We start from the raw sequence: 19,996 nt of genomic DNA, 5'->3' as shown, positions 1-19,996 counted from the left end.
ACCTAAGAAGTTGAATTACGTACAAAAATAGGAACATCGGATTCGGGTGGCGCGGGCCGCGGACCTCACAGCCCGAAACGCCGCTGGAGATCGCCCAGCTGCCCCGGCATCCTGGGCACGCCCAGCTGCCCCAGCGGGCCCTGGCCGGCCCCCGGAACGCCCTGGGCGTTGCCCGTGGCCGCCCCGGCACCCACCGTGCCCACCGACTGCTCGGCCATCAGCAGCTCGGTCGACTGCAGCAGGACGGTGCCCGCGCCGACGAACTCGAACTGGTGCTCCTCCCCGGAGGTGCCGCCGATGCCGGTCAGCGAGCGCAGGCCGCCCATCACGCCCGACATGTAGCCGTGGTCGTAGTGGTGGCAGGGGGAGGGGCAGTCCGCCCAGCCCACCAGCGCCTGCGGATCGACACGCAGCGGCGGCTCCATGAAGACCACCGGTCCATTGGACGCCGCGACGAACTTCCCGGTTCCGATCAAGGTCAGGAAACCCGGGACGATCGACTGCTTCAGCGCCAGCGAGGGCTCGTACGCCAGCAGGTTCCCCGACCGGATGGTCAGATTGCCGTTGTCCAGGTCGTACGAGTTCACGTCGAAGGCCCGGTCGGCCAGCAGCATCTTGCCCTGGCCCTCGGCCACCACCCAGTCACTGGCGTGCAGCGGCGAGTGGAAGCTGGTGCGCAGCAGGCGGTCGAAGCGGCCGTTGCCGACGCCGTTGAACTCGATGCGCCCGTAGTAGGCGATCATCTTGCCCTTCTGCAGGAACCACTGGCTCCCCTTGAGCTCCACGCAGAAGGTGTACGCGTTCACGTTGTCGTTCGAGGGCAGGCTGTGCGGGTCGAAGACCGTCGGGCCGCCGGGGCCCGGGATCACGGGGCCAAAGTTCACAGCTTCTCCTCCGAGGCCTGTACGTAGACCGCGCCCTGGCCGGACAGCTCCAGCTGGAACGCCTCGCCCGAGCCGCGCCCCACCATGTCCCGCCAGCCGAGTGCGGTGGAGAGCTTGTTCCGGACGTCCCCGTGGTGGGCCACGTACGCCTGCGGGTCGACGTGGACCGGCCTGTTCGGGGTGATGGGGAGCTCGATGACTCCGCCGTGGGCCATCACGGCGACCGCGCCGTGGCCCTTGAGGGTGGTGGTGAACAGGCCCTGGCCGGTCACCTGGCCGCGCACCATGCCCATGACGCCGCCCTGCGAGCCCATGAACATCGTGCCCTGCTGGAGGGTGCCGTCGAAGGCGAGCAGCCGGTCGGCCTCGACGTACAGGGTCTCGCCCTGGAGGTTGATCACCTGGATGTGGTGGCCGCCGTGGCCGAACATCACGGTGCCGCTGCCCTCGACCGTCATCAGCGGGGTCTGCTCGTTCGCCACCCGGCGCCCGATCATGCCCATGACGCCGCCCTGGCCGCCGGTGATGCTCGGGGTGAAGGAGACCTCGCCCCGGTAGGCGAGCATCGCCCCGCGCTGGCTGTACATCTTCTGGCCGGGGACCACCTGGGCCTCGACCATCTTCGAGTTGATCTCGCGGAACGGCATCAGATGTCACCCCCGACGGTGTTGCGCTCGCTCGGCTGGACGTACACCAGGCCCTCGCCCTCGAAGCGGATCTGGAACGCCTCGCCGGAGCCCTCGCCGATCAGGGTGCGGAAGTTGATCCCCGACTGGAAGGACTGCTGGAGGTTGCCGGTGTGCGCGATGTACGCGCCCGGGTCGACCGACAGCGGGTACTGGGAGCTGACGCGCAGCACCACCGCCGGGCCGTCGGACATGATCGCCGCCTGGCCGGAGCCCTCGACGGTCGTCGTGAAGAGCCCGTTGCCGGAGGTCGCGCCGCGCAGACCGGTGAAGGTCGTGCCGGTGCGCAGGCCGGCGTCGGTGCACAGCAGGTTGCTGGACTCGACGTAGAGCTTCTCGCCGCGCAGGTTCACGAGGTTGATCTCGCTCGCGCGGTCGGCGAAGTAGCAGGTGCCGTGCCCCTGGACCTCCATCACGGTCATCTGTTCGCCGGTCAGCCGGCGGGTCACCATTCCGCGGAGGCCTTCGCCGCCGCCGGTCATCTTCTTGAAGGCCATCTGGCCGTCGTACGCGACCATGGCGCCGTTCTTCGCTTTCACGGCGTCACCGGTCAGGTCGACGGCGAGCACCTTGCTGCCTTGGAGTCTGAACTGAGCCACGGGGACGAAGGTATCGGCAGCGGGCCGGGGCGAACAGGGTCTGGTGGGCCGATATCCGCCACAATCGCCGGTCTTCGGCGGATCCGGGGCCCCGAGGGAAGATCGCGGAGGGCGGCTGAGACACTGGGACGGACCCCAGGTATCCGGCCCCGAAGGTTCCACGTGGACATCAAGACCGCTTCCGCCCTGCACCGGCTGCGCCTCATCTCCGTTCCGGAGGCGCTGTCGTTCCCGGCCCTGCTGATCTTCGGCTCGGTGCTGAGCCGGGTATCGGACATCGACTACCTCATGATGCCGCTGGGCATCCTGCACGGGATCCTGTTCGTCATCTACGCGATCTTCCTGCTGGACGTCTGGAACAAGGCGAAGTGGCCGGTCAAGAAGGTCGCCCTGTTCTTCGTCCTCGCGCTGCTGCCCTTCGGCGGCCTCTACGGCGACAAGCTGCTCAAGCGGGACGAGGCCGACAGCGTCATCGCCGCCCGCGCGCGCCAGGCGGCGGACGCGTGATCGTCGCGTTCTCGGTGACCCCGCTGGGGGTCGGAGAAGAGGTCGGCGAATACGTGGCCGACGCGGTCCGCGTCGTGCGCGAATCGGGGCTGCCGAACCGCACCGACGCCATGTTCACCACCGTCGAGGGCGAGTGGGACCAGGTCATGGACGTGGTGCGCCGCGCCGTGGCCGCCGTCGAGGAGCGCGCCCCCCGGGTCTCCTTCATCCTCAAGGCCGACATCCGGCCCGGCGTCACCGACGGCATCACCTCGAAGGTCGAGACGGTCGAGCGGCACCTCGCCGAGGGCTGACCGCCCGCCCGTCCGAAACGTTTCCGAAAAGCGCCCCCCGCCCGCCGGCGGGGGGCGCTTTTCGCGCGCCCGGGACCCGTCCGGTGTGTCCGGGCTCACAGTTGAGCGGTCGCTCAAGACGTTGAGCGACCGCTCAAAATCACCTACCTTCCTTCTTGAGCGACCGCTCAAAAGGGAAGGTGGGGCCGGGATGGGAAGCCTGTACGTCGAGACGGTGATCCGCACCGGGATGGACGAGCTGTGGGAGCGCAGCCAGGACCCGGCGCAGCACCAGCGGTGGGACCTGAGGTTCACCTCCATCGACTACCTCCCGCGCGCCGAGGGCGAGCCCCAGCGCTTCCGCTACGCCACCCGCGTGCTGCCCTTCGTCTCCGTCGCCGGCACCGGGATCTCCGCCGGCGAGCGCCACCGCCCCGACGGGACCCGGGTCTCGGCCCTGCGCTTCGCCTCGGAGCATCCGCTGTCGCTGCTCGCCGTGGGCAGCGGGTACTGGCGCTACGTCCCCGGCCCCGACGGGATCCGGTTCCTCACCGGCTACGACTACCGGCCGCGCTGGGGCCGCTTCGGCGCCCTCGCCGACCGCCTGGTCTTCCGCCCGCTGATGGGCTGGGGCACCGCCTGGTCCTTCGACCGGCTGCGGCTGTGGTGCGAACGCGGCACCCCGCCGGGCCGCGCACTCGCCCGGGCCCTCGCCGAGACCGGCCTGCGGATCCTGCTCTGCGCGGCCGTCCTGGCGTACGCCCCGCTCGCCGCCGCCCCGCCCGTACTCGCCGCCGCGCTGCTGCTGCCGCCGCTGCCCGGCACCCCGGCCGCCCGCCGCTGCCTGCGCACCCCGCCCGACCGGACCGCCGTCCCCGCACCCCGCCTGCTGACCACCCTGGAGCCGTCGTGACCTCCATCTTCCGGGCCCACATGGGCGCCGACTTCGACCGTCTGCACCCGCAGATCCAGCGCCGCTTCTCCGTGGGCCTCGACAGCGGGGAGGGCTGCGTGGGCCGCGGCACCATGGAGCGGATCTGGCACGGCCGCAGCTTCGTGAAGCCCTTCCTCCGGCTCGGCGGGACCCGCAACATCCTCGTCCCGCGCGAAGGCCGGAACATCCCCTTCGTCATCGAGAACCTCCCCTACACCGACTCCTTCGGCCGGGAGACCGTCACCTTCGTCCGCACCTTCCAGCTCCCGGACGGGCCGCGCCGCTTCGACGCCACGATGGTCCACAGCCCCGAACGCGACTGCGTCCTCGACTACCTGGGCACCCACCAGCACCTCGCCAGCGACCTGCACATGAGCGCCGAGCCCGACGGCTCGCTGCTCATCCGCTCCGGCGAGCACCGCTTCCGCGAGGGCCCGGTCGACGTCCGCGTGCCCGACCTGATCGGCGGCGAAGCCGAGGTGCGCGAATCCTTCGACGACGCCACCGGCCGCTTCCGGATCCGGGTACGGGTGGTCAACCGCCGCTTCGGGCCGCTCTTCGGGTACGAGGGCTCCTTCACCGCCGAGTACGTCGACATCCGCACGCACGGGCTCCGCGGCGGCCTGCGGCCCGTCCGCGAGGAGGTCCGGGCATGAGCGCGGGCAGTGCGGCCACCAAGGAGAAGCTCCTCGAAGGCGCCCTGCGCACCCTCGTCGAGCAGGGCATCGCCAAGGCCTCGGCCAGGACCATCGCGGCCACCGCCGGGGTGGGGCAGGGGCTGATCTTCTACCACTTCGGCTCCGTGGACGAACTGCTCGCCGCCGCCTGCCGGTACGGGGCCGAGCAGCGGGTCGACCGCTACCGCGACCGGCTCGCCGCGCTGGGCAGCCTGCCCGAGCTGCTGGAGTTCGCCCGGGAGATGCACGCCGAGGAGCGGGCCGCCGGGTACGTGGCGATGCTCGGGCAACTGCTCGCGGCCGGGCAGAACTCGCCTTCCCTGGCGGCGGCGACCGCGGCGGGGCTGGGGCTGTGGATCGAGGAGCTGGAGGCGGTGCTCGGGCGGCTGCTGGCGGCGACCCCGTTGGCCGGCTTCGCCGATCCGGCGGGGCTGGCCCGGGCCACGGCCGCGTCGTTCGTCGGCATCGAGCTGTACGAGGGGGTCGACCCGGAGGGGGCCGGGCGGGCGATGGACGCGCTGGAGCAGCTCGCCGCACTGGCGGCCGTCCTGGAGGGCCTCGGCCCGCTCACGCAGCGAGCCGTCCGCCACGGCCTCCGGCGAGGCACCCGAACCTGACCCCGGCCCCGCCGCCCGGGGGGGGGCGGGAGGCCGGGCGGGGGCGAGGACGCGGGGCGGTGGCCACCCGGCCACCGCCCCGCACCCAGGGAGGCGGGTGGGCAACCACCGCCCGGCCCCGGGGGGTCGAGGGGGAGACAGCGTGCCCGAACCGCGAGGCAACGCACCCCACCCCCCACCCCCCACCCCCCGCACGTCAGCCGCCAGCAGACCCCGCAGCCGCAGCCAAAGCGATCCCCAGCGGCGTGCGTTCGTAGAGGACCCGGTGGCCCTGGCGGAAGGGGAGGAGGAGGCCCGCCGCGCGGAGGGCCTTCAGGTGCGCGGACACCGTCGAGGGGGCCAGGCCCAGCCGGTGCGCGAGCGCCGTGGTCGAGGCGGGCTCGTGCAGCGCGCACAGCACCTCCGCCCGGCCCCGCCCCAGCAGCCCCGCCAGGGCCCGCGGGGCCGGACCGGCCGGGGCCGTCCACAGCGCGCCGATGCCCCGCGCCGGGTACACCAGCGCCGGCTGCCACGGCGGGTCGAACCCGCCGACCACCTCCGGCCAGACGAACGCGCTCGGCATCAGCAGCAGCCCCTGCCCGCCGAGATCCCGGTCGTGGTGGGAGGGACGCTCGATGGTCAGGGTCTGCTCCTCCCCGTACCACCGCAGGTCCGGGTGGAGCCCGTCGAGGAGCGCCTGGAGCCCGCCCGCCGCCAGCCGCCGCGAGTGGAACAGCACGTCCGCCTCCAGCAGGGCCCGCAGCCGGGCCCAGTGCGGGGCGATCAGCAGTTCCCAGGCCCGCTCGTACAGATCGGCCAGCTCCCCGACCGCCCGCGCGGGATCCGCCAGCATCCGCCGCCCGATCCCGCCGTCCACCGCCCCCGGGGTGCACACCAGTGCCCGCCGCAGGTCCTCGCGCGCCGCGTCCGGGTCACCGGCCGCCGCCCGCACCCGGGCCAGTTCCTCCGCGAAGGTGACGTCCGGCCCGGCCGGGGGAGGGCTCAGCAGGTCCGGGTTGTGCCCCTTCCGCGGCATCAGCAGCCACAGCGGACGCAGGTCCAGGCCGGCCGCGGCGGACCGGACCCGGCTCAGCCAGGGCAGGTGGTACGCCTGCCGGTGCGGGCGGAGCAGGACCCGTACGGCCTCCTGCGTTTCCCACAGCGGGGAGATCGCGAACCGGCACCGCAGCAGGTCGGCCGGTCCGAACCGGTAGTGGAACCCCATGCGCCCACCACTACCAGCACCCGGAAGATTCGGACAGGGCCGAATCCCTACGGCCACGAGCCCAGCCCCGCCAGGGTTCGGCCCATGCCCACCGACGAAGCGATCAGCACGACCACGACCACCCCCGGGTACCGCCCCGTCTTCCGCGTCCGCGAGTTCCGCGCGGTCTTCGCCGCGCACCTGCTGTCCCTGCTCGGCGTCGTCGTCGCCGAGATCTCCCTCACCGTCCTCGTGTACCGCGCCACCGGCTCGCCCCTGCTGAGCGCGCTCACCTTCGCCCTCGGCTTCCTGCCGTACGCCCTCGGCGGCACCCTGCTCGCCCCGCTCGCCGACCGTTACCCCGCCCGTCGGGTGCTCGTCGGGTGCGACCTGCTGTGCGCCGCCTGCGCGGCCGGCATGGTCTGGCCGGGGACGCCGGTGGCGGGGATCCTCGTACTGCGCTGCGCCATGGCCTTCGTCGCCCCGCTCTTCCAGGGCGCCCGCAGCGCCTCCCTCACCGACGTCCTCGGGACCGGCGAGGCCTTCGTGCTCGGCCGCTCGCTGCTGCGGATGGTCGCGCAGAGTGCCCAGCTCGCCGGGTTCGGCCTCGGCGGCCTGCTGCTCGCCGCCGTCTCCCCGCGCGCGGCGCTCGCGCTGACCACCGCCGGGTTCCTGGCCTCCGCGCTGCTGCTGCGCCTGGGAACCCGGGCCCGGCCCGCCCGCGCCGCCGCCGTACGGGAGTCCCCGGTGGCCGGGCTGCGGGCCGTCCTCGGCGGGCGCCGGCTGCGGGCGCTCACGTTGCTGTGCTGGCTGCCGCCCGCCTTCGCCGTGGTGCCGGAGGCGCTGCTCGCCCCGTACACCGAGGGCGTCGGGGCCGGGACCGTCACCCTGGGGGTGCTGATGTGCGCGCTGCCCGTCGGCACCGTCGCGGGTGAGCTGTGGGCGGGGTCGGTGCTCACCGCCCGAACGCGTTCGCGGATCACGGCTCCGCTGGCCGCCGCCTCCCTGCTGCCGCTCCTGCTGTTCGCGCTGCGCCCCGGTCCGGCCGTGGTCCTGGCGGCGCTGCTGCTCGCCGGGCTGACGCACGCCTACACCCTCGGGCTGGACCGGATGTACGTGGACGCCGTCCCCGACGAGCTGCGCGGACGGGCGATGACCCTGCTGGGCACGGGCCTGATGACCTTCCAGGGAATCGGCATGGCCCTGGCCGGCGCCGCCGCCGAGTTCCTCCCGGCGCACGTGGTCGTCGCCGGGTCGGGTGCGCTCGGCACCGGGGTCGTCGTACTGCTCCTGGCCGAAGTGCGGCGATCGAGGAATGAGACGGGCCTCGCGGTCATATGACCGCCCGGTAGGGTCTGGTGGGTGCCCAAGCCGCTCAGCCTCCCCTTCGACCCCATCGCCCGCGCCGACGAGCTCTGGCGTCAGCGCTGGGGTCCCGTGCCGTCCATGGCGGCGATCACCTCCATCATGCGCGCGCACCAGATCCTGCTCGCCGAGGTCGACGCGGTCGTCAAGCCGTACGGGCTGACCTTCGCCCGGTACGAGGCGCTCGTGCTGCTCACCTTCTCCCAGGCGGGCGAGCTGCCGATGTCGAAGATCGGCGAGCGCCTGATGGTCCACCCGACCTCGGTGACGAACACCGTGGACCGGCTCGTGAAGTCCGGGCTGGTCGACAAGCGGCCCAATCCGCAGGACGGCCGCGGCACGCTCGCGTCGATCACGGCGAAGGGCCGCGAGGTGGTCGAGGCGGCGACGAAGGACCTGATGGCGGTCGACTTCGGGCTCGGCGTGTACGACTCGGAGGAGTGCGGGGAGATCTTCGCCCTGCTGCGCCCGCTGCGGGTGGCCGCGGCGGACTTCGAGGAGAGCTGAGTCACGGAAGCGGGCCGGCTCCGCGCCGGAAGCGGGCCCGGAGCCGGGGCCGCGTCAAGATCGAGCAAAACGGACGGTTAGGCTCGACGGCATGAAACGAAGCGTGCTGACCCGCTACCGCGTCATGGCCTACGTGACCGCGGTCATGCTCCTGATCCTCTGCGCCTGCATGGTGGCGAAGTACGGCTTCGACACCGGCGCCGGCCTGACCCTCGCGGTCTCGCAGGTCCACGGTGTGCTCTTCATGATCTACCTGGTCTTCGCCTTCGACCTGGGCTCCAAGGCCAAGTGGCCGTTCGGCAAGCTGCTGTGGGTGCTGGTCTCGGGGACCATCCCGCTGGCCGCCTTCTTCGTCGAGCGCGGCATCCGCGCCGAGGTCGAGCCGCTGGTCACCGACGGCATGGCGACCGCCAAGGCCTGAGCGCCGCTGGGGTCCGACCGGATCCGGACACCCCCGGGGAGACTCCCCGGGGGTTTGCCATCGACATTTACTAGGACGTCCTAGTAAATTCGTGGGTATGGACGCTGACGCCATCGAGGAGGGCCGCCGCCGCTGGCAGGCCCGGTATGACAAGGCCCGCAAGCGCGAGGCCGATTTCACGACGCTCTCCGGAGATGACGTCGACCCCGTCTACGGGCCCCGCCCCGGCGACTCCTACGAGGGGTTCGAGCGCATCGGCTGGCCGGGGGAGTACCCCTTCACCCGCGGTCTGCACGCCACCGGCTACCGCGGCCGGACCTGGACCATCCGGCAGTTCGCCGGCTTCGGCAACGCCGAGCAGACCAACGAGCGCTACAAGATGATCCTGGCGGCAGGCGGCGGCGGCCTCTCCGTCGCCTTCGACATGCCGACCCTGATGGGGCGCGACTCCGACGACCCGCGCTCGCTCGGCGAGGTCGGCCACTGCGGCGTCGCCATCGACTCCGCCGCCGACATGGAGGTCCTCTTCAAGGACATCCCGCTGGGCGACGTGACCACCTCCATGACCATCAGCGGCCCGGCCGTGCCCGCCTTCTGCATGTACCTGGTCGCCGCCGAGCGCCAGGGCGTCGACCCGGCCGTGCTCAACGGCACGCTCCAGACCGACATCTTCAAGGAGTACATCGCCCAGAAGGAGTGGCTCTTCGAACCCGAGCCGCACCTGCGCCTCATCGGCGACCTCATGGAGTACTGCGCGAACGGCATCCCCGCCTACAAGCCGCTCTCCGTCTCCGGCTACCACATCCGCGAGGCCGGGGCGACGGCCGCGCAGGAGCTCGCCTACACCCTGGCCGACGGCTTCGGCTACGTGGAACTCGGCCTCTCCCGCGGCCTGGACGTGGACCACTTCGCCTCCGGCCTCTCCTTCTTCTTCGACGCGCACCTCGACTTCTTCGAGGAGATCGCCAAGTTCCGCGCCGCCCGCCGCATCTGGGCCCGCTGGATGAAGGAGGTCTACGGAGCGAAGTCGGACAAGGCCATGTGGCTGCGCTTCCACACCCAGACCGCCGGCGTCTCCCTCACCGCGCAGCAGCCGTACAACAACGTCGTGCGCACCGCGGTCGAGGCCCTCGCGGCCGTCCTCGGCGGCACCAACTCCCTGCACACCAACGCCCTCGACGAGACCCTCGCCCTCCCCAGCGAGCAGGCCGCCGAGATCGCGCTGCGCACGCAGCAGGTACTGATGGAGGAGACCGGCGTCGCCAACGTCGCCGACCCGCTGGGCGGTTCCTGGTACGTCGAGCAGCTCACCGACCGCATCGAGGCCGACGCCGAGAAGATCTTCGACCAGATCAAGGAGCGCGGCCTGCGCGCCCACCCGGACGGCCGGCACCCCATCGGGCCGATCACCTCCGGCATCCTGCGCGGCATCGAGGACGGCTGGTTCACCGGCGAGATCGCCGAGTCGGCCTTCCAGTACCAGCGCTCCCTGGAGAAGGGCGACAAGCGGGTCGTCGGCGTCAACGTCCACCACGGCTCCGTCACCGGCGACCTGGAGATCCTCCGCGTCAGCCACGAGGTGGAGCGCGAGCAGGTCCGCGCCCTGGCCGCCCGCAAGGAGCGCCGCGACGAGGCCAAGGTGGCCGCCTCGCTGAAGGCGATGCTGGACGCCGCCCGCGACGGGTCGAACATGATCCCGGCCATGCTCGACGCCGTCCGCGCCGAGGCCACGATGGGCGAGATCTGCAACGTCCTGCGCGACGAGTGGGGCGTCTACACCGAGCCGCCCGGCTTCTAGGGGGGCCGCCCGGCCCCGGCCCGGAAACGCGACGGCCGGTCGTGCCCGCCCTGTGGCGGTGGGCGCGACCGGCCTTCCCGTTCTCCCGCTCAGGCCCGGGCCACGCCCTGGAGGCCGTGCATCAGGAGGGCGGTGAAGGCGCCCGCCCACAGTTCGTCCACCGGCTCGCAGCTCACCAGCGCCCGGTGCACCACCGTGCCCGCGATCACGTCGAAGATCAGGTCCGTGGTGTGGCGGGCCAGGGCCGCGTCCTCCTCGGGCGGGAGTTCGCCCCGGGCCTGTGCCCGTTCGCGGCCCAGTACGACGAGACGTTTCTGCCGGTCCACGATCGCCGACCGGATCCGGTCCCGCAGCGCCTCGTCCCGGGTGGACTCCGCGACCACGGCCATCAGGGCCGTACGGGCCTCGGGGCGCCGCAGCAGCCGCGCGAACTGGAGCACCACGTCCTCGACGTCGGCTTCGAGCGAGCCCCGGTCCGGCAGCTCCAGCTCGTCGAACAGTTCGGCGACCGCGTCCACGACCAGCTCGTTCTTGCCCGCCCAGCGCCGGTAGAGGGTGGTCTTCGCGACCCCGGCGCGGGCCGAGACGTCCCCCATCGTCAGCTTCGACCAGCCCAGCTCCACCAGCGCGTCCCGGGTCGCCGCGAGGATCGCGGTGTCGGCGGCCGCGCTGCGGGGCCGGCCGGTACGGCCGTGCGGGGAGCTGACGCCGGGGCTGGGGTTGCGCATGGCCGAGACCATACCCGTCGGTAGGGGAACCGAAAGGGGGCTGTTCGCTGTGGTTCAGATCACGGGGCGCGCGGGCTCCGGGGGAGTTACGCTACGGCTCGTAGCGTAAGAGCGACAACCACGCGAAGCTACTGGCGCCAGGTGGGGACCCGGCGCCGACCAACGGAATAACGCACAACGCAGGCCGATCTTCCGGGATCCTTTTCGTCGGCGCGCGCACTCGGGGGAGGATGTACGCATGCAGCCCAGAAACATGTCCATGAGCGGTGTGGTCGACCTCGCCGCTGTGAAGGCGGCCGGCGAAGCCAAGGCCAAGGCCGAGCAGGCGCGCAACGACGCGGCCCGGCAGGGCGGCGGCGGCGCGGGCAGCGCGCCCGGCGGCGCCGTACCGCCGTCCGCCCTCGTCATCGACGTATCCGAGGCGGGCTTCGAGCGCGACGTGCTCCAGCTCTCCAACGAGGTTCCGGTCGTCCTCGACTTCTGGGCCGAGTGGTGCGAGCCGTGCAAGCAGCTCAGCCCGCTGCTGGAGCGCCTGACCGTCGAGGCCAACGGCCGCTTCGTACTGGCGAAGATCGACGTCGACGCCAACCAGATGCTGATGCAGCAGTTCGGCATCCAGGGCATCCCGGCCGTGTTCGCCGTGGTCGCCGGCCAGGTGCTGCCGCTGTTCCAGGGCGTGGCGCCCGAGCAGCAGATCCGCGAGACCCTGGCCCAGCTGGTCCAGGTCGCCGAGGAGCGCTTCGGGCTCGTCGGCCTCCAGGTCGACGCCGGCGCCGAGGGCGCCCCGGCGGGTCCCGCCGAGGTTCCGGCCGGTCCGTACGACGCGCTGCTGGAGGCGGCCGTCGACGCGCTGGACGCGGGTGACCTGGGCGGCGCGGTGCAGGCGTACAAGAACGTACTGGCCGACGACCCGGCGAACACCGAAGCGAAGCTGGGCCTGGCCCAGGCCGAGCTGCTGTCCCGGGTGCAGCACATGAACCCGCAGACGGTGCGCGCCGAGGCGGCCGCGAACCCGAAGGACCCGGCCGCGCAGATGGCAGCGGCCGACCTGGACCTCGCGGGCGGGCACGTGGCCGACGCCTTCGGGCGCCTGGTGGATACGGTCCGGGTGACGTTCGGTGACGACCGGGACGCGGTACGGGTCCGGCTGCTGGAGCTGTTCGAGGTGATCGGCGCGGACGACCCGCGCGTCTCGCAGGCCCGTACGGCTCTGGCCCGGGTGCTGTTCTAGCCGTACTCAGGTTGCGTATGCAGCTGCCGGCGATTTGTTGACACGGAGATAAACAGCGGCCGCGCTTTGCCAAAACTTGGTAATCGCGGCCGCTGTTACTCGCAGTAAATCGAACCCCGTGAACTGTCCGGTTGGTTCGTTCTTCTCCCCTTCTGTCGTGGCCCACGGTGACACCCTGTGTGGCCGCGCGACGGCACCGGGCCAGACTCCGGTTATCCAGCCGTTACCCGCCAGTAACGAACCCCCTTGTGCCCCGGCCGGGAATGGACCACGATCGGCGACGCTCGGTCCTTCCCGCAGAACCGCTATCCGGAACCGCGGCGGAGGGTCCCCACCGGGCCGGCCGGTGACAGCGTCACCGGCTGTGGACAGGGGGGTCTCTGCCACACCCGGCAGGGCCTGTCCTCCAGGTTGCGCGAACGCGTGGCCCAGTGGTTGTCGCTCGGGGGTGAACGCCGGTGTATCGGACGCGGCTGCGCCGCGGCTCGGCCGCCTGCGCTCCTTCCCGAGGACGTAGCACTTCTCCCATCCCAGGACGGGCCTCCCGGCCCGGACCGGAGATGTACGTCCGAGAAGGAGGAACAAGATGAGTTCTCAGGTTCGTGGCGGGACCAGATGGAAGCGCTTCGCGCTCGTCATGGTCCCGAGCATCGCGGCCACGGCCGCGGTCGGTGTGGGTCTGGCGCAGGGTGCCCTCGCGGCGTCCTTCAGCGTTTCGGGCCAGGACTTCAAGGTGTCGGCGGACGAGCTCGTCGGTCAGGACCTGATCCAGTACGGCAGCGTCGCCGAGGGCAAGACGATCGGCAGTGACAAGGTCTCCAAGCACCCGGTCACGATCTCCGGCTTCAGCTCGGCCAAGATCACCAACATGTGCCAGTCGCTGGTGACCCCGGTGCCGGGTCTCGGTGCCATCACCCTGCAGCTGCGCACGGGCAACAAGGGCCGTTCGGCCGAGGCGACCAACCTCTACCTGGACGTGGCCGAGCTGGACGCGGACGCCAAGTTCGACCAGCTCGACATCGGTGTCGCGGTGGGCGACCCCAGCCACACCACCAAGCCCGTCCCCAACACGGTGGCGGACGGCGCGCTCTTCTCGCAGCGCGCCAAGACGGCGACGCTGACCAAGGTGCGCCAGAAGGCGTGGGCGACGACGGCGGGCACCTTCACGCTGCCCGACCTCAAGCTGCGCCTGATCAGCGGCAACGAGCCGTGCTACCAGGACGAGAAGTAAGCCTCTTCCGTCCTGTGACGTGACCGGGCGGGCGGACGGCGGCAGCGGCCGCCGTGCGCCCGCCCGGGCTCCACAGATTTCCCCGTACCACCGTTTCCAGGGAGCTGTTGTCCATGAACCCCGCGTCCCAGGTTCGCGCCGCAGACGACCACTGGCTCACCGTCGCACGCCATCAGTTCCGTGACTGGCGGGGCGGCCGCCCCTTCTGGGCCGGCCTGTTCACGACCCTCGGTGGTGTGCCGATCGCCTACTTCCCGTACGCGGACGTCCGGCTGGGCAACGTCACCATCGCCATGGCGACGACGGCCGGGGCCGGCTCGCTCATCATCGGCGTTCTCCTGATCACGCTGGGCATCGCCCTCTGGTTCCAGCAGGGCATCCGGGTCTTCGCCGGCGTCGCCGCGATCCTGCTCGCCCTGGTGTCGATCCCGGTGTCCAACCTCGGAGGCTTCTTCATCGGCTTCCTCGCTTCCCTGATCGGCGGCTGCCTCGCCCTCGCCTGGGCGCCGGGCGTCGCGGTGGAGGAGGAGCCCGCCGACGCGGCCGACGTTGCGCCCGTGGACCCGTTCCACGGCATCCCGGGTCCCCGTCCCACGGAAACGGCGTACTCGACCGAGACGACTGCCCACGCCGATGGCGGGAGGAACAGTGCCGGGTGACGAGACGCAGCGGGGCATGGACCCCGGTGCGGAACCCCGCGTGAGAAAGGGACCGCGCCACGCGGCGCCCAGGAAGTCGCTGCTGAACAAGATCCAGATACCCGTCGGAAAGACGATGGCGCTCGCGGCGATGCCGACGGCGGTCCTCGTCGGGATGGGCATCGCGCCGAAGCTGGCGCTGGCCGACGACAAGGACTTCCCGTACGCGCCGGGCCCGTGCGTGACCCGGTCCGACGAGCCCACGAAGTCGCCCTCTCCGACGCCTTCGACGTCCACGTCGCCGTCGCCCTCGGTCTCCGCCTCACCGGGTGCGAGCCCGTCCCCGGGTGCGAGCAAGGCGCCGAAGCCGTCGACGAGCCCCTCGGCCTCCCCGTCCGCCAAGAAGCCCGAGACCCCGAAGACGACGGCTTCGCCGTCGCCGTCGACCTCGGCTCCGGCCGCCAAGCCGGCGAACCCGCTGGACCCGCTGGGCGTCGGCGACGCCCTCAAGGACCTCGTGGGCGGACTCGGCAAGCCCCTCCAGGACGCGAAGAAGCCGGCCACCCCGGCACCCGCGCCCACCCCGAGCACGACGAAGACCGCCGACCCGACGGCCGACGCGATCCGCGACGCCGCGAAGAAGGCCGGGGTGAAGGTCGAGGAACTCCCGCAGAGCGTCAAGGACACGGTCACCAAGCCGAAGGACGAGACGGGCAGGACGGCCAAGGACGAGGACGGCGCCTCGCCCAGCCCCTCCCCGAGCACGTCGGCGACGACGGGCCCGGACGGGAAGCAGCCCTTCCCCTGCCCGACCTTCGACGCCGAGGCCTTCGCCAACGCCAAGCTGGAGCAGGGGATCCCGCTCCTGCCGGACGAGCCCTGGTACCTGGACAGCTCGTTGCTGACCCTCTACGGCCTCGACTACGAGGGCATCGTGGAGGTGAAGACGGCGAGCGGCAAGGTCAAGAAGGTCCTGAAGTTCACGGCGGACTCGCTGGACATCAAGGACCTCTACCAGACCGTGGGCAAGAGCCCCACCATCGCCCACCTGAAGTCGCGTCCGGGCTCCACGTCCACGATCCGGGGCGCGAAGGTGACGATGTACACGGAGAGCCTCAAGGGCAACCTGCTAGGGATCATCCCGGTCGAGTTCACCCCGAACACCCCGCCGCCCGTGAACGTCCCCTTCGCCTTCTTCACGAAGGTCAAGGTCGTCCAGGCCGGCCAGTTCGGCGGCAACCTCACCGTCCCGGGCCTGAAGAACTACGTCGGCCCGGCGGAGAAGTAGTCCCCGCACGCGAAGAAGGCCTGCACCCCTCGGGGTGCAGGCCTTCTTGCGCGGTCGGGCGGGCTAGGAAGCCGCCGCCGGTCCCTGCGGCGGGTCCAGGACGTCCGCCTTCGCCTGGAGCTCCTCCGCGATGTCGTCCCAGTCGGGGCCGAAGGCGAGGAGGTCGTCAGCCGCCTCCCGCAGCAGTGCCGCGTCGTCCGGGCGCTGCAGGCACGCGATCCGGTAGGCCAGGTTGCGCGCCCACGGAGGGAGGCCGATGAAGTTCTCGGCCTTCAGCGTGCGCAGCATGGAGAGGATCTCGTCCGGGCCCGCGTAGATGATCGTCTCCACGTACTCGAACTCGGCCAGGCCGAACTGCTCGGGGGTCACTTCCGGGTTGTCCTCCGGTGTGACACCGTGCCCCAGCTTCAACAGCTCCGTCACGGTCGTTCGTTGTTCGCTCATCAGCCGGTCCGGTAGTAGGTCGAGATGGACATCAGGTCGTCGCCGGCCCTGAAGAGGTGCCCGGTGATCTCCATGCCGTCGATCGTGACGACGATCTTCTTGAACCCCTGGATGGCACCGTTCAGGCCCATTTCCTCCAGGGTCTTGAGGATAAGCGCCTTCTCGATGGTGTCGGGGCTCAGGTGCGTGGTTTCCAGCGCGGGGAAAGACGGCGCGCCCTTGGGGGCCTTGTGCGCCCGGTGCATCGCGTGGCCGGTGCTGATCGTCCACTTCCAGCCGCCGGCGGAGAGCGCCCGCTTCATGAGGGTGGCGTCGATGCCCGCCGCGGAGGTGACGGTGTAGGCACTGAACTCCACGTGCGCGCTGACCTGGGCGATCGGCTTCAGCCGGGCCAGCGTCTGGACGGCTGCCGCCGTCGCGCGGAAGTAGCCGCCGAGGCCGACCGCGATCTTGGTCACGGCCACCGCGACCTGCGGGATCTTCAGCACCGCGGCGCCCACGAGGACGACGTTCAGCGCCGTCCACAGGCAGCTCTCCACGTCCCAGGAGGAGAAGCACTTCTTCGCGGCCGTGACGCCCAGGACGTCGAGGAGGATCTGGCCGCCGTTCTCGACCACCCAGTCGATGACGTCCTTGTTGGCCGCCTCCAGGGCGGCCTTGTACTCGTCCACGCAGGCCTGACCGCAGGCCTTGCGCAGCGCCTCCTCCTGGGTGAGGTTCAGGTCCGCGCCGCCGTACCCCTGGCCGCCGTTGTTCTTGGAGGCCGCGATCTGCGCGGCGCGTTGCTCCTCCTCCCACTTCCGGAGGGCCTCTTCGGCCCGGTCCGCCGACGCGTCGGCGTCCTTGGCGGACTGCTGGGCGTTGGCGGCGGCACCTTCCGCGGCCTTCGCGTCCGACTCGGCCTTGGTGGCCGCGCTGTTCGCGGCGTCGGAGTCCTTCTTCGCCGCGTTGGCGGCGTTACGCGCGTTGGCGGCGCTCTTCTCCGCCTCGGTCGCCTCGCTGTTGGCGGCGGCGGCCTCGCTGGCCGCGTCCCGCGAGGCGTTGCCGGCGAGGACGACCTCGGCACCGGCCTGGGAGTTGTACTCCGTCGCCTTGGTCTCGGCGGCCTTGGCGGCGGCCGCGGCCTTGGCCGCCGTGGCGGCGGAGGCACGCGCGGCGGCGACCGACTTCAGCGCGGCGGCGGTGTCGGCCGCCGCGGCGGCGGAGGCCTGGGCGGCGAGCTTGGCGTCACCGGATGCCTTGTCGGCCAGTGCCTTGGCGGCCGCCGCGGCCTTGGTGGCCTCCTCGGACTTCGCGGTGGCCGCCGCCGCCTGCTGCTCGGCGAGCGACTTGGCGGACTGGCCCACCAGGACCGCGAAGGCGGCGGCGGAGTCGGACTCCCGGTACGGGGTGCCGGTCGCGATGGCGGTGTTGGCCGGCTTGACGGCTTCCGCCGCCGAGTCACGGGCGGCCGTGGCCGCCTGGGCGGTCGCGTAGGCGTGTCCGGCGGTGACCGCGGACCAGGCCGAGGTCTTCTCGGCCTCGTCCTGGGCCGCGGCCGCTTCCTTCTTGGCCTGGGCCGCGGCGGCCTGGGCCTTCTTGGCCTCCGCCTCCGCCTTCACGGCGTTCGCCTTCGCGGCGTCGGAGGCGTCGATGGCCTCGGCGGCGGCCGCGTGGGCCGTCTGGGCGGCGGCGTAGCTGGTCCACCACTGCGAGTTCGCGTTCTCGTACGCGGCCTGCGAGCGGGCGGCGGCGCCCTGGGCGCGCGTGGCGGCGGCACGGGCCTCGACCGCTGCGGAGCCCGCCTCGTCGGCTGCGGTACGGGCGCGGTCCGCCGCGCCCTTCGCGGTGTTGGCCGCGGCGCGGGCCTCCGTGGCGGCCTTGCGGCTGTCCCCGGCGGCGGCGGTGCCCTCGGCGGCGGCCGCCGCCGACTCCAGGGCCGCGGCGCGGGCGTCCTTGGCGCGCATGTCGCGCTCCGCCCGCGCGGCCGCGTCACGGGCGGTGGCCGCCCGGTTCTCGGCGCCTTCGGCGGCGTCCAGCTTGTCCGCGGCGGTCGAGCCGGCGGACTCGGCGGCGGTACGGGCGTTGGCGGCCGTCTCGCGCTCGGTGGTGGCGCGCTTCTCCGCCGCGAGCGCCTTGTTCCGCTCCGCCGTGGCCTTGGCGTGCTCGGCCTTGGCGACGTCACGTTCCTGCTCGGCCTTGATCCGCTGGGCCTTGGCGTTGTCCGCGGCCGTCTTCGCCGTGTCCCGCGCCGCCTCCGCCGTGGCCTGGGCGGTCTTCGCCTTGGCGGCGTTCTCCGCGGCCTCCTTGGCCTGGGCCGCGGCCGACGTGGCGGCGGCCTTCGCCTGGGCGGCGGCCTCCTGCGCGGCGACGCGGCGGAACTCGGTGTTCAGGGCGTGCGACTGGGTCTGCGCCAGGGCGTACAGGGTGTTGCTGTCCGCGACCGTCGCCTTGGCGGCGTTCGACGCCGTCTCCGCGGCCTTCGCCGCGGCCTGGGCGGCGGCGGCCGAAGCCTTCGCGACCTGGACGGACTGCTGCGCGAAGAGCAGACCCCGGCCGCGCGGAGCCTTGGCCGCGTCGGCGAGCGCCCACGCCGCGTCCTGCGCGGTGTCGGCCTTCTCGGACGCCGTCTTGGCGGAGGCGGCGGAGGCCGCCGCGGTCTTCGCCTGCTCGGCGGCCTTGGTGCGGGCCGTGGCCAGGTCCTTCGTGGCCTGGGTGAACACGGACGCGGCGGGACGGCCCGAGTCGTTGGCCGGCCGGCCGGCCCAGTACTTCTGCCAGGTCAGGATCTGGTCGGCGAGCCACGCCTGGCCCAGCGCCTCGATCATGGCCTCGGTGGACTCGCGCACCTCGGCCGCGGCCGCGACCTCGGCGTTGACGATCTCCGCACGCGGCTTGGCCTGGGTGGCGTACTCCTTCTCCCACTCCAGGTGCGCGGTGACGACGATCGGGGACATGACGCGGTAGAAGTCGAGCGGGTTGCGGCTGTCGCACGCGCCCCAGGCGACCTTCAGCGCCTCGACCTCAAGACGGAACTCCGCCGAGTCCTCGGCCGGGGTCTTGGCCATGTAGCCGCCGAGCCGCAGGTAGCGCGCGATGTCGCTCGCGGTCGGCATGCGGTAGTTGCCGCTCGACGCGTCCTTCAGCATGCCGTTGGTGACGAAGTCGTGGTTCTCGTCCTTGCCCCCCAGCTCGGCGGCGAGACCCTTGGCCTTGTCGAGGGCGGCCTTCGAGGGCACGGCGTGGGCGTCGGAGCCCAGCTGGTTGTACAGGTCCCGCTGGGGGCCCAGGGTGAAGGCGACGACGTCCTTGTCGAACTTCGGGGCGTACTGGTCGACGCCCGCGCCCGTGCCGGACTTCCAGTACGGGTAGTTCGCCTTCTCCCAGCGCTCCCGCCGCTCGGCCGAGGCCACCGGGGAGCCCTCGTACGAGTCGCGGTCCTTGATCCGGGCCTGGTCCAGCGGGTACATGCCCGTGGCCAGGTCGGTGGCGGTGGCCAGGTCGGCGGCGGGACCGGTGAGGGCCTTGGCCGCCGTCTTCTTCATCTCGGGCCCGCCGATGTGCAGGGCGAAGCCGGCCGCGCAGCGGTCGAGGCGGGCCTGCTCGCCGAGGCTGATCGGGCGGTAGGGAGGGTCGGTGTCCGGGGGGACCTCGACGGCGCTCGCGGGGGCGGCCTGGATGAGGCCGACGAGGACCGCGGAGGCGGTGAGCAGGGCGGTGCCTGCCAGTCCGCGCCGCACGGCGTCGCGGGACGCGCGGCTCCTGCCCCGCAGGAGGGTGGTTCTTTGCACGTGCTTGTTGCCTGTCTTCAGGGGTTCGGTCAGCCCGAAGGAAGGCGCGTGCGTGCGTACGGCCGTGCCGCCGCGCATGTCGCGGTGGCACGGCGGAGTGGAGCAGAGATGGTCGTTTCCCCCTGTGCACGGGTCAGGTGCACAACCCCGTTCGCCTTCCCCCAAGGCGGTTCGAGCGTTTCACGATCGGGTTACCGGCGGTAGTGCGATTTCGGC

At 72.0% G+C, this 19,996-nt stretch carries 20 protein-coding genes; 13 read left to right on the top strand and 7 right to left on the bottom strand.

What is annotated here, in order from left to right:
* Positions 1-65: 65 nt before the first annotated feature.
* The 3 genes from OG553_RS09455 to OG553_RS09445 are packed head-to-tail and all read right to left on the bottom strand — an operon-like array spanning position 66 to position 2,169.
* A complete protein-coding gene (locus tag OG553_RS09455) occupies positions 66-884 on the bottom strand; it encodes an AIM24 family protein (RefSeq protein ID WP_405978563.1) in 819 nt (272 codons plus the stop codon).
* On the bottom strand, positions 881-1,531 hold the full coding sequence (locus tag OG553_RS09450) for an AIM24 family protein (RefSeq protein ID WP_042801807.1): 651 nt from the start codon (positions 1,529-1,531) through the stop codon (positions 881-883). Before OG553_RS09450 ends, OG553_RS09455 begins: the two co-directional genes overlap by 4 nt.
* Positions 1,531-2,169: an AIM24 family protein gene (locus OG553_RS09445; RefSeq protein WP_405978562.1), complete on the bottom strand. Its 639-nt coding sequence runs from the start codon at positions 2,167-2,169 to the stop codon at positions 1,531-1,533. Before OG553_RS09445 ends, OG553_RS09450 begins: the two co-directional genes overlap by 1 nt.
* Positions 2,170-2,331: 162 nt before the next feature.
* Between OG553_RS09445 and OG553_RS09440 the strand changes: the two genes are divergently transcribed.
* The 5 genes from OG553_RS09440 to OG553_RS09420 all read left to right on the top strand — a co-directional run bounded on the left by OG553_RS09440 (position 2,332) and on the right by OG553_RS09420 (position 5,176).
* Positions 2,332-2,676 carry a DUF3817 domain-containing protein gene (locus tag OG553_RS09440; protein ID WP_405978561.1) on the top strand — a complete coding sequence of 115 codons (345 nt, stop codon included), beginning with the start codon at positions 2,332-2,334 and terminating at the stop codon, positions 2,674-2,676.
* Positions 2,673-2,969 carry an MTH1187 family thiamine-binding protein gene (locus OG553_RS09435; RefSeq protein ID WP_345499757.1) on the top strand — a complete coding sequence of 99 codons (297 nt, stop codon included), beginning with the start codon at positions 2,673-2,675 and terminating at the stop codon, positions 2,967-2,969. The genes OG553_RS09440 and OG553_RS09435 overlap by 4 nt, the downstream gene beginning before the upstream one ends.
* A 190-nt stretch (positions 2,970-3,159) precedes the next feature.
* Entirely contained in the window at positions 3,160-3,861 is a 702-nt protein-coding gene (locus OG553_RS09430) for a hypothetical protein (protein WP_405978560.1), read from the top strand.
* Positions 3,858-4,538, top strand: a complete 681-nt coding sequence (locus tag OG553_RS09425; protein WP_405978559.1) for a DUF4166 domain-containing protein — start codon at positions 3,858-3,860, stop codon at positions 4,536-4,538. Before OG553_RS09430 ends, OG553_RS09425 begins: the two co-directional genes overlap by 4 nt.
* On the top strand, positions 4,535-5,176 hold the full coding sequence (locus OG553_RS09420; protein ID WP_405978558.1) for a TetR/AcrR family transcriptional regulator: 642 nt from the start codon (positions 4,535-4,537) through the stop codon (positions 5,174-5,176). The genes OG553_RS09425 and OG553_RS09420 overlap by 4 nt, the downstream gene beginning before the upstream one ends.
* A 196-nt stretch (positions 5,177-5,372) precedes the next feature.
* On the opposite strand, the gene OG553_RS09415 is transcribed toward OG553_RS09420, so the two are convergent.
* Complete coding sequence (locus tag OG553_RS09415; RefSeq protein ID WP_405978557.1) at positions 5,373-6,380, bottom strand: DUF5937 family protein; 1,008 nt, start codon at positions 6,378-6,380, stop codon at positions 5,373-5,375.
* 84 nt (positions 6,381-6,464) lie between these two features.
* On the opposite strand from OG553_RS09415, the gene OG553_RS09410 reads away from it, so the two are divergent.
* From OG553_RS09410 to OG553_RS09395, 4 genes are all read left to right on the top strand, one after another.
* On the top strand, positions 6,465-7,700 hold the full coding sequence (locus tag OG553_RS09410; RefSeq protein WP_405978556.1) for an MFS transporter: 1,236 nt from the start codon (positions 6,465-6,467) through the stop codon (positions 7,698-7,700).
* Positions 7,701-7,721: 21 nt separating this feature from the next.
* Complete coding sequence (locus OG553_RS09405; protein ID WP_405978555.1) at positions 7,722-8,231, top strand: MarR family winged helix-turn-helix transcriptional regulator; 510 nt, start codon at positions 7,722-7,724, stop codon at positions 8,229-8,231.
* A gap of 91 nt (positions 8,232-8,322) precedes the next feature.
* The gene (locus tag OG553_RS09400) at positions 8,323-8,652 is read left to right on the top strand and encodes a DUF3817 domain-containing protein (protein ID WP_362459597.1); all 330 of its coding nucleotides are present in this window, start codon (positions 8,323-8,325) and stop codon (positions 8,650-8,652) included.
* A 97-nt stretch (positions 8,653-8,749) separates the two neighbouring features.
* Positions 8,750-10,450, top strand: a complete 1,701-nt coding sequence (locus OG553_RS09395) for a methylmalonyl-CoA mutase (RefSeq protein WP_405978554.1) — start codon at positions 8,750-8,752, stop codon at positions 10,448-10,450.
* Between the two features lie 89 nt (positions 10,451-10,539).
* Here OG553_RS09395 and OG553_RS09390 read toward each other — a convergent pair whose 3' ends face one another.
* The gene (locus OG553_RS09390) at positions 10,540-11,178 is read right to left on the bottom strand and encodes a TetR/AcrR family transcriptional regulator (RefSeq protein ID WP_405978553.1); all 639 of its coding nucleotides are present in this window, start codon (positions 11,176-11,178) and stop codon (positions 10,540-10,542) included.
* A gap of 238 nt (positions 11,179-11,416) precedes the next feature.
* On the opposite strand from OG553_RS09390, the gene OG553_RS09385 reads away from it, so the two are divergent.
* The 4 genes from OG553_RS09385 to OG553_RS09370 all read left to right on the top strand — a co-directional run bounded on the left by OG553_RS09385 (position 11,417) and on the right by OG553_RS09370 (position 15,566).
* A complete protein-coding gene (locus OG553_RS09385) occupies positions 11,417-12,409 on the top strand; it encodes a tetratricopeptide repeat protein (protein WP_405978552.1) in 993 nt (330 codons plus the stop codon).
* A 586-nt stretch (positions 12,410-12,995) separates the two neighbouring features.
* A complete protein-coding gene (locus tag OG553_RS09380; protein WP_405978551.1) occupies positions 12,996-13,640 on the top strand; it encodes a DUF6230 family protein in 645 nt (214 codons plus the stop codon).
* Between the two features lie 113 nt (positions 13,641-13,753).
* On the top strand, positions 13,754-14,299 hold the full coding sequence (locus OG553_RS09375) for a DUF6114 domain-containing protein (protein ID WP_405978550.1): 546 nt from the start codon (positions 13,754-13,756) through the stop codon (positions 14,297-14,299).
* Positions 14,289-15,566 carry a hypothetical protein gene (locus OG553_RS09370; protein ID WP_405978549.1) on the top strand — a complete coding sequence of 426 codons (1,278 nt, stop codon included), beginning with the start codon at positions 14,289-14,291 and terminating at the stop codon, positions 15,564-15,566. Before OG553_RS09375 ends, OG553_RS09370 begins: the two co-directional genes overlap by 11 nt.
* Before the next feature lie 63 nt (positions 15,567-15,629).
* Here OG553_RS09370 and OG553_RS09365 read toward each other — a convergent pair whose 3' ends face one another.
* Positions 15,630-16,010: a hypothetical protein gene (locus OG553_RS09365; RefSeq protein WP_405978548.1), complete on the bottom strand. Its 381-nt coding sequence runs from the start codon at positions 16,008-16,010 to the stop codon at positions 15,630-15,632.
* Complete coding sequence (locus OG553_RS09360; protein WP_405978547.1) at positions 16,010-19,858, bottom strand: hypothetical protein; 3,849 nt, start codon at positions 19,856-19,858, stop codon at positions 16,010-16,012. The genes OG553_RS09365 and OG553_RS09360 overlap by 1 nt, the downstream gene beginning before the upstream one ends.
* Positions 19,859-19,996 lie beyond the last annotated feature (138 nt).

This window comes from Streptomyces sp. NBC_00158 (assembly GCF_045160885.1).
Taxonomy (GTDB): domain Bacteria; phylum Actinomycetota; class Actinomycetes; order Streptomycetales; family Streptomycetaceae; genus Streptomyces.
This window is presented reverse-complemented; position numbering and strand designations above follow the sequence as displayed.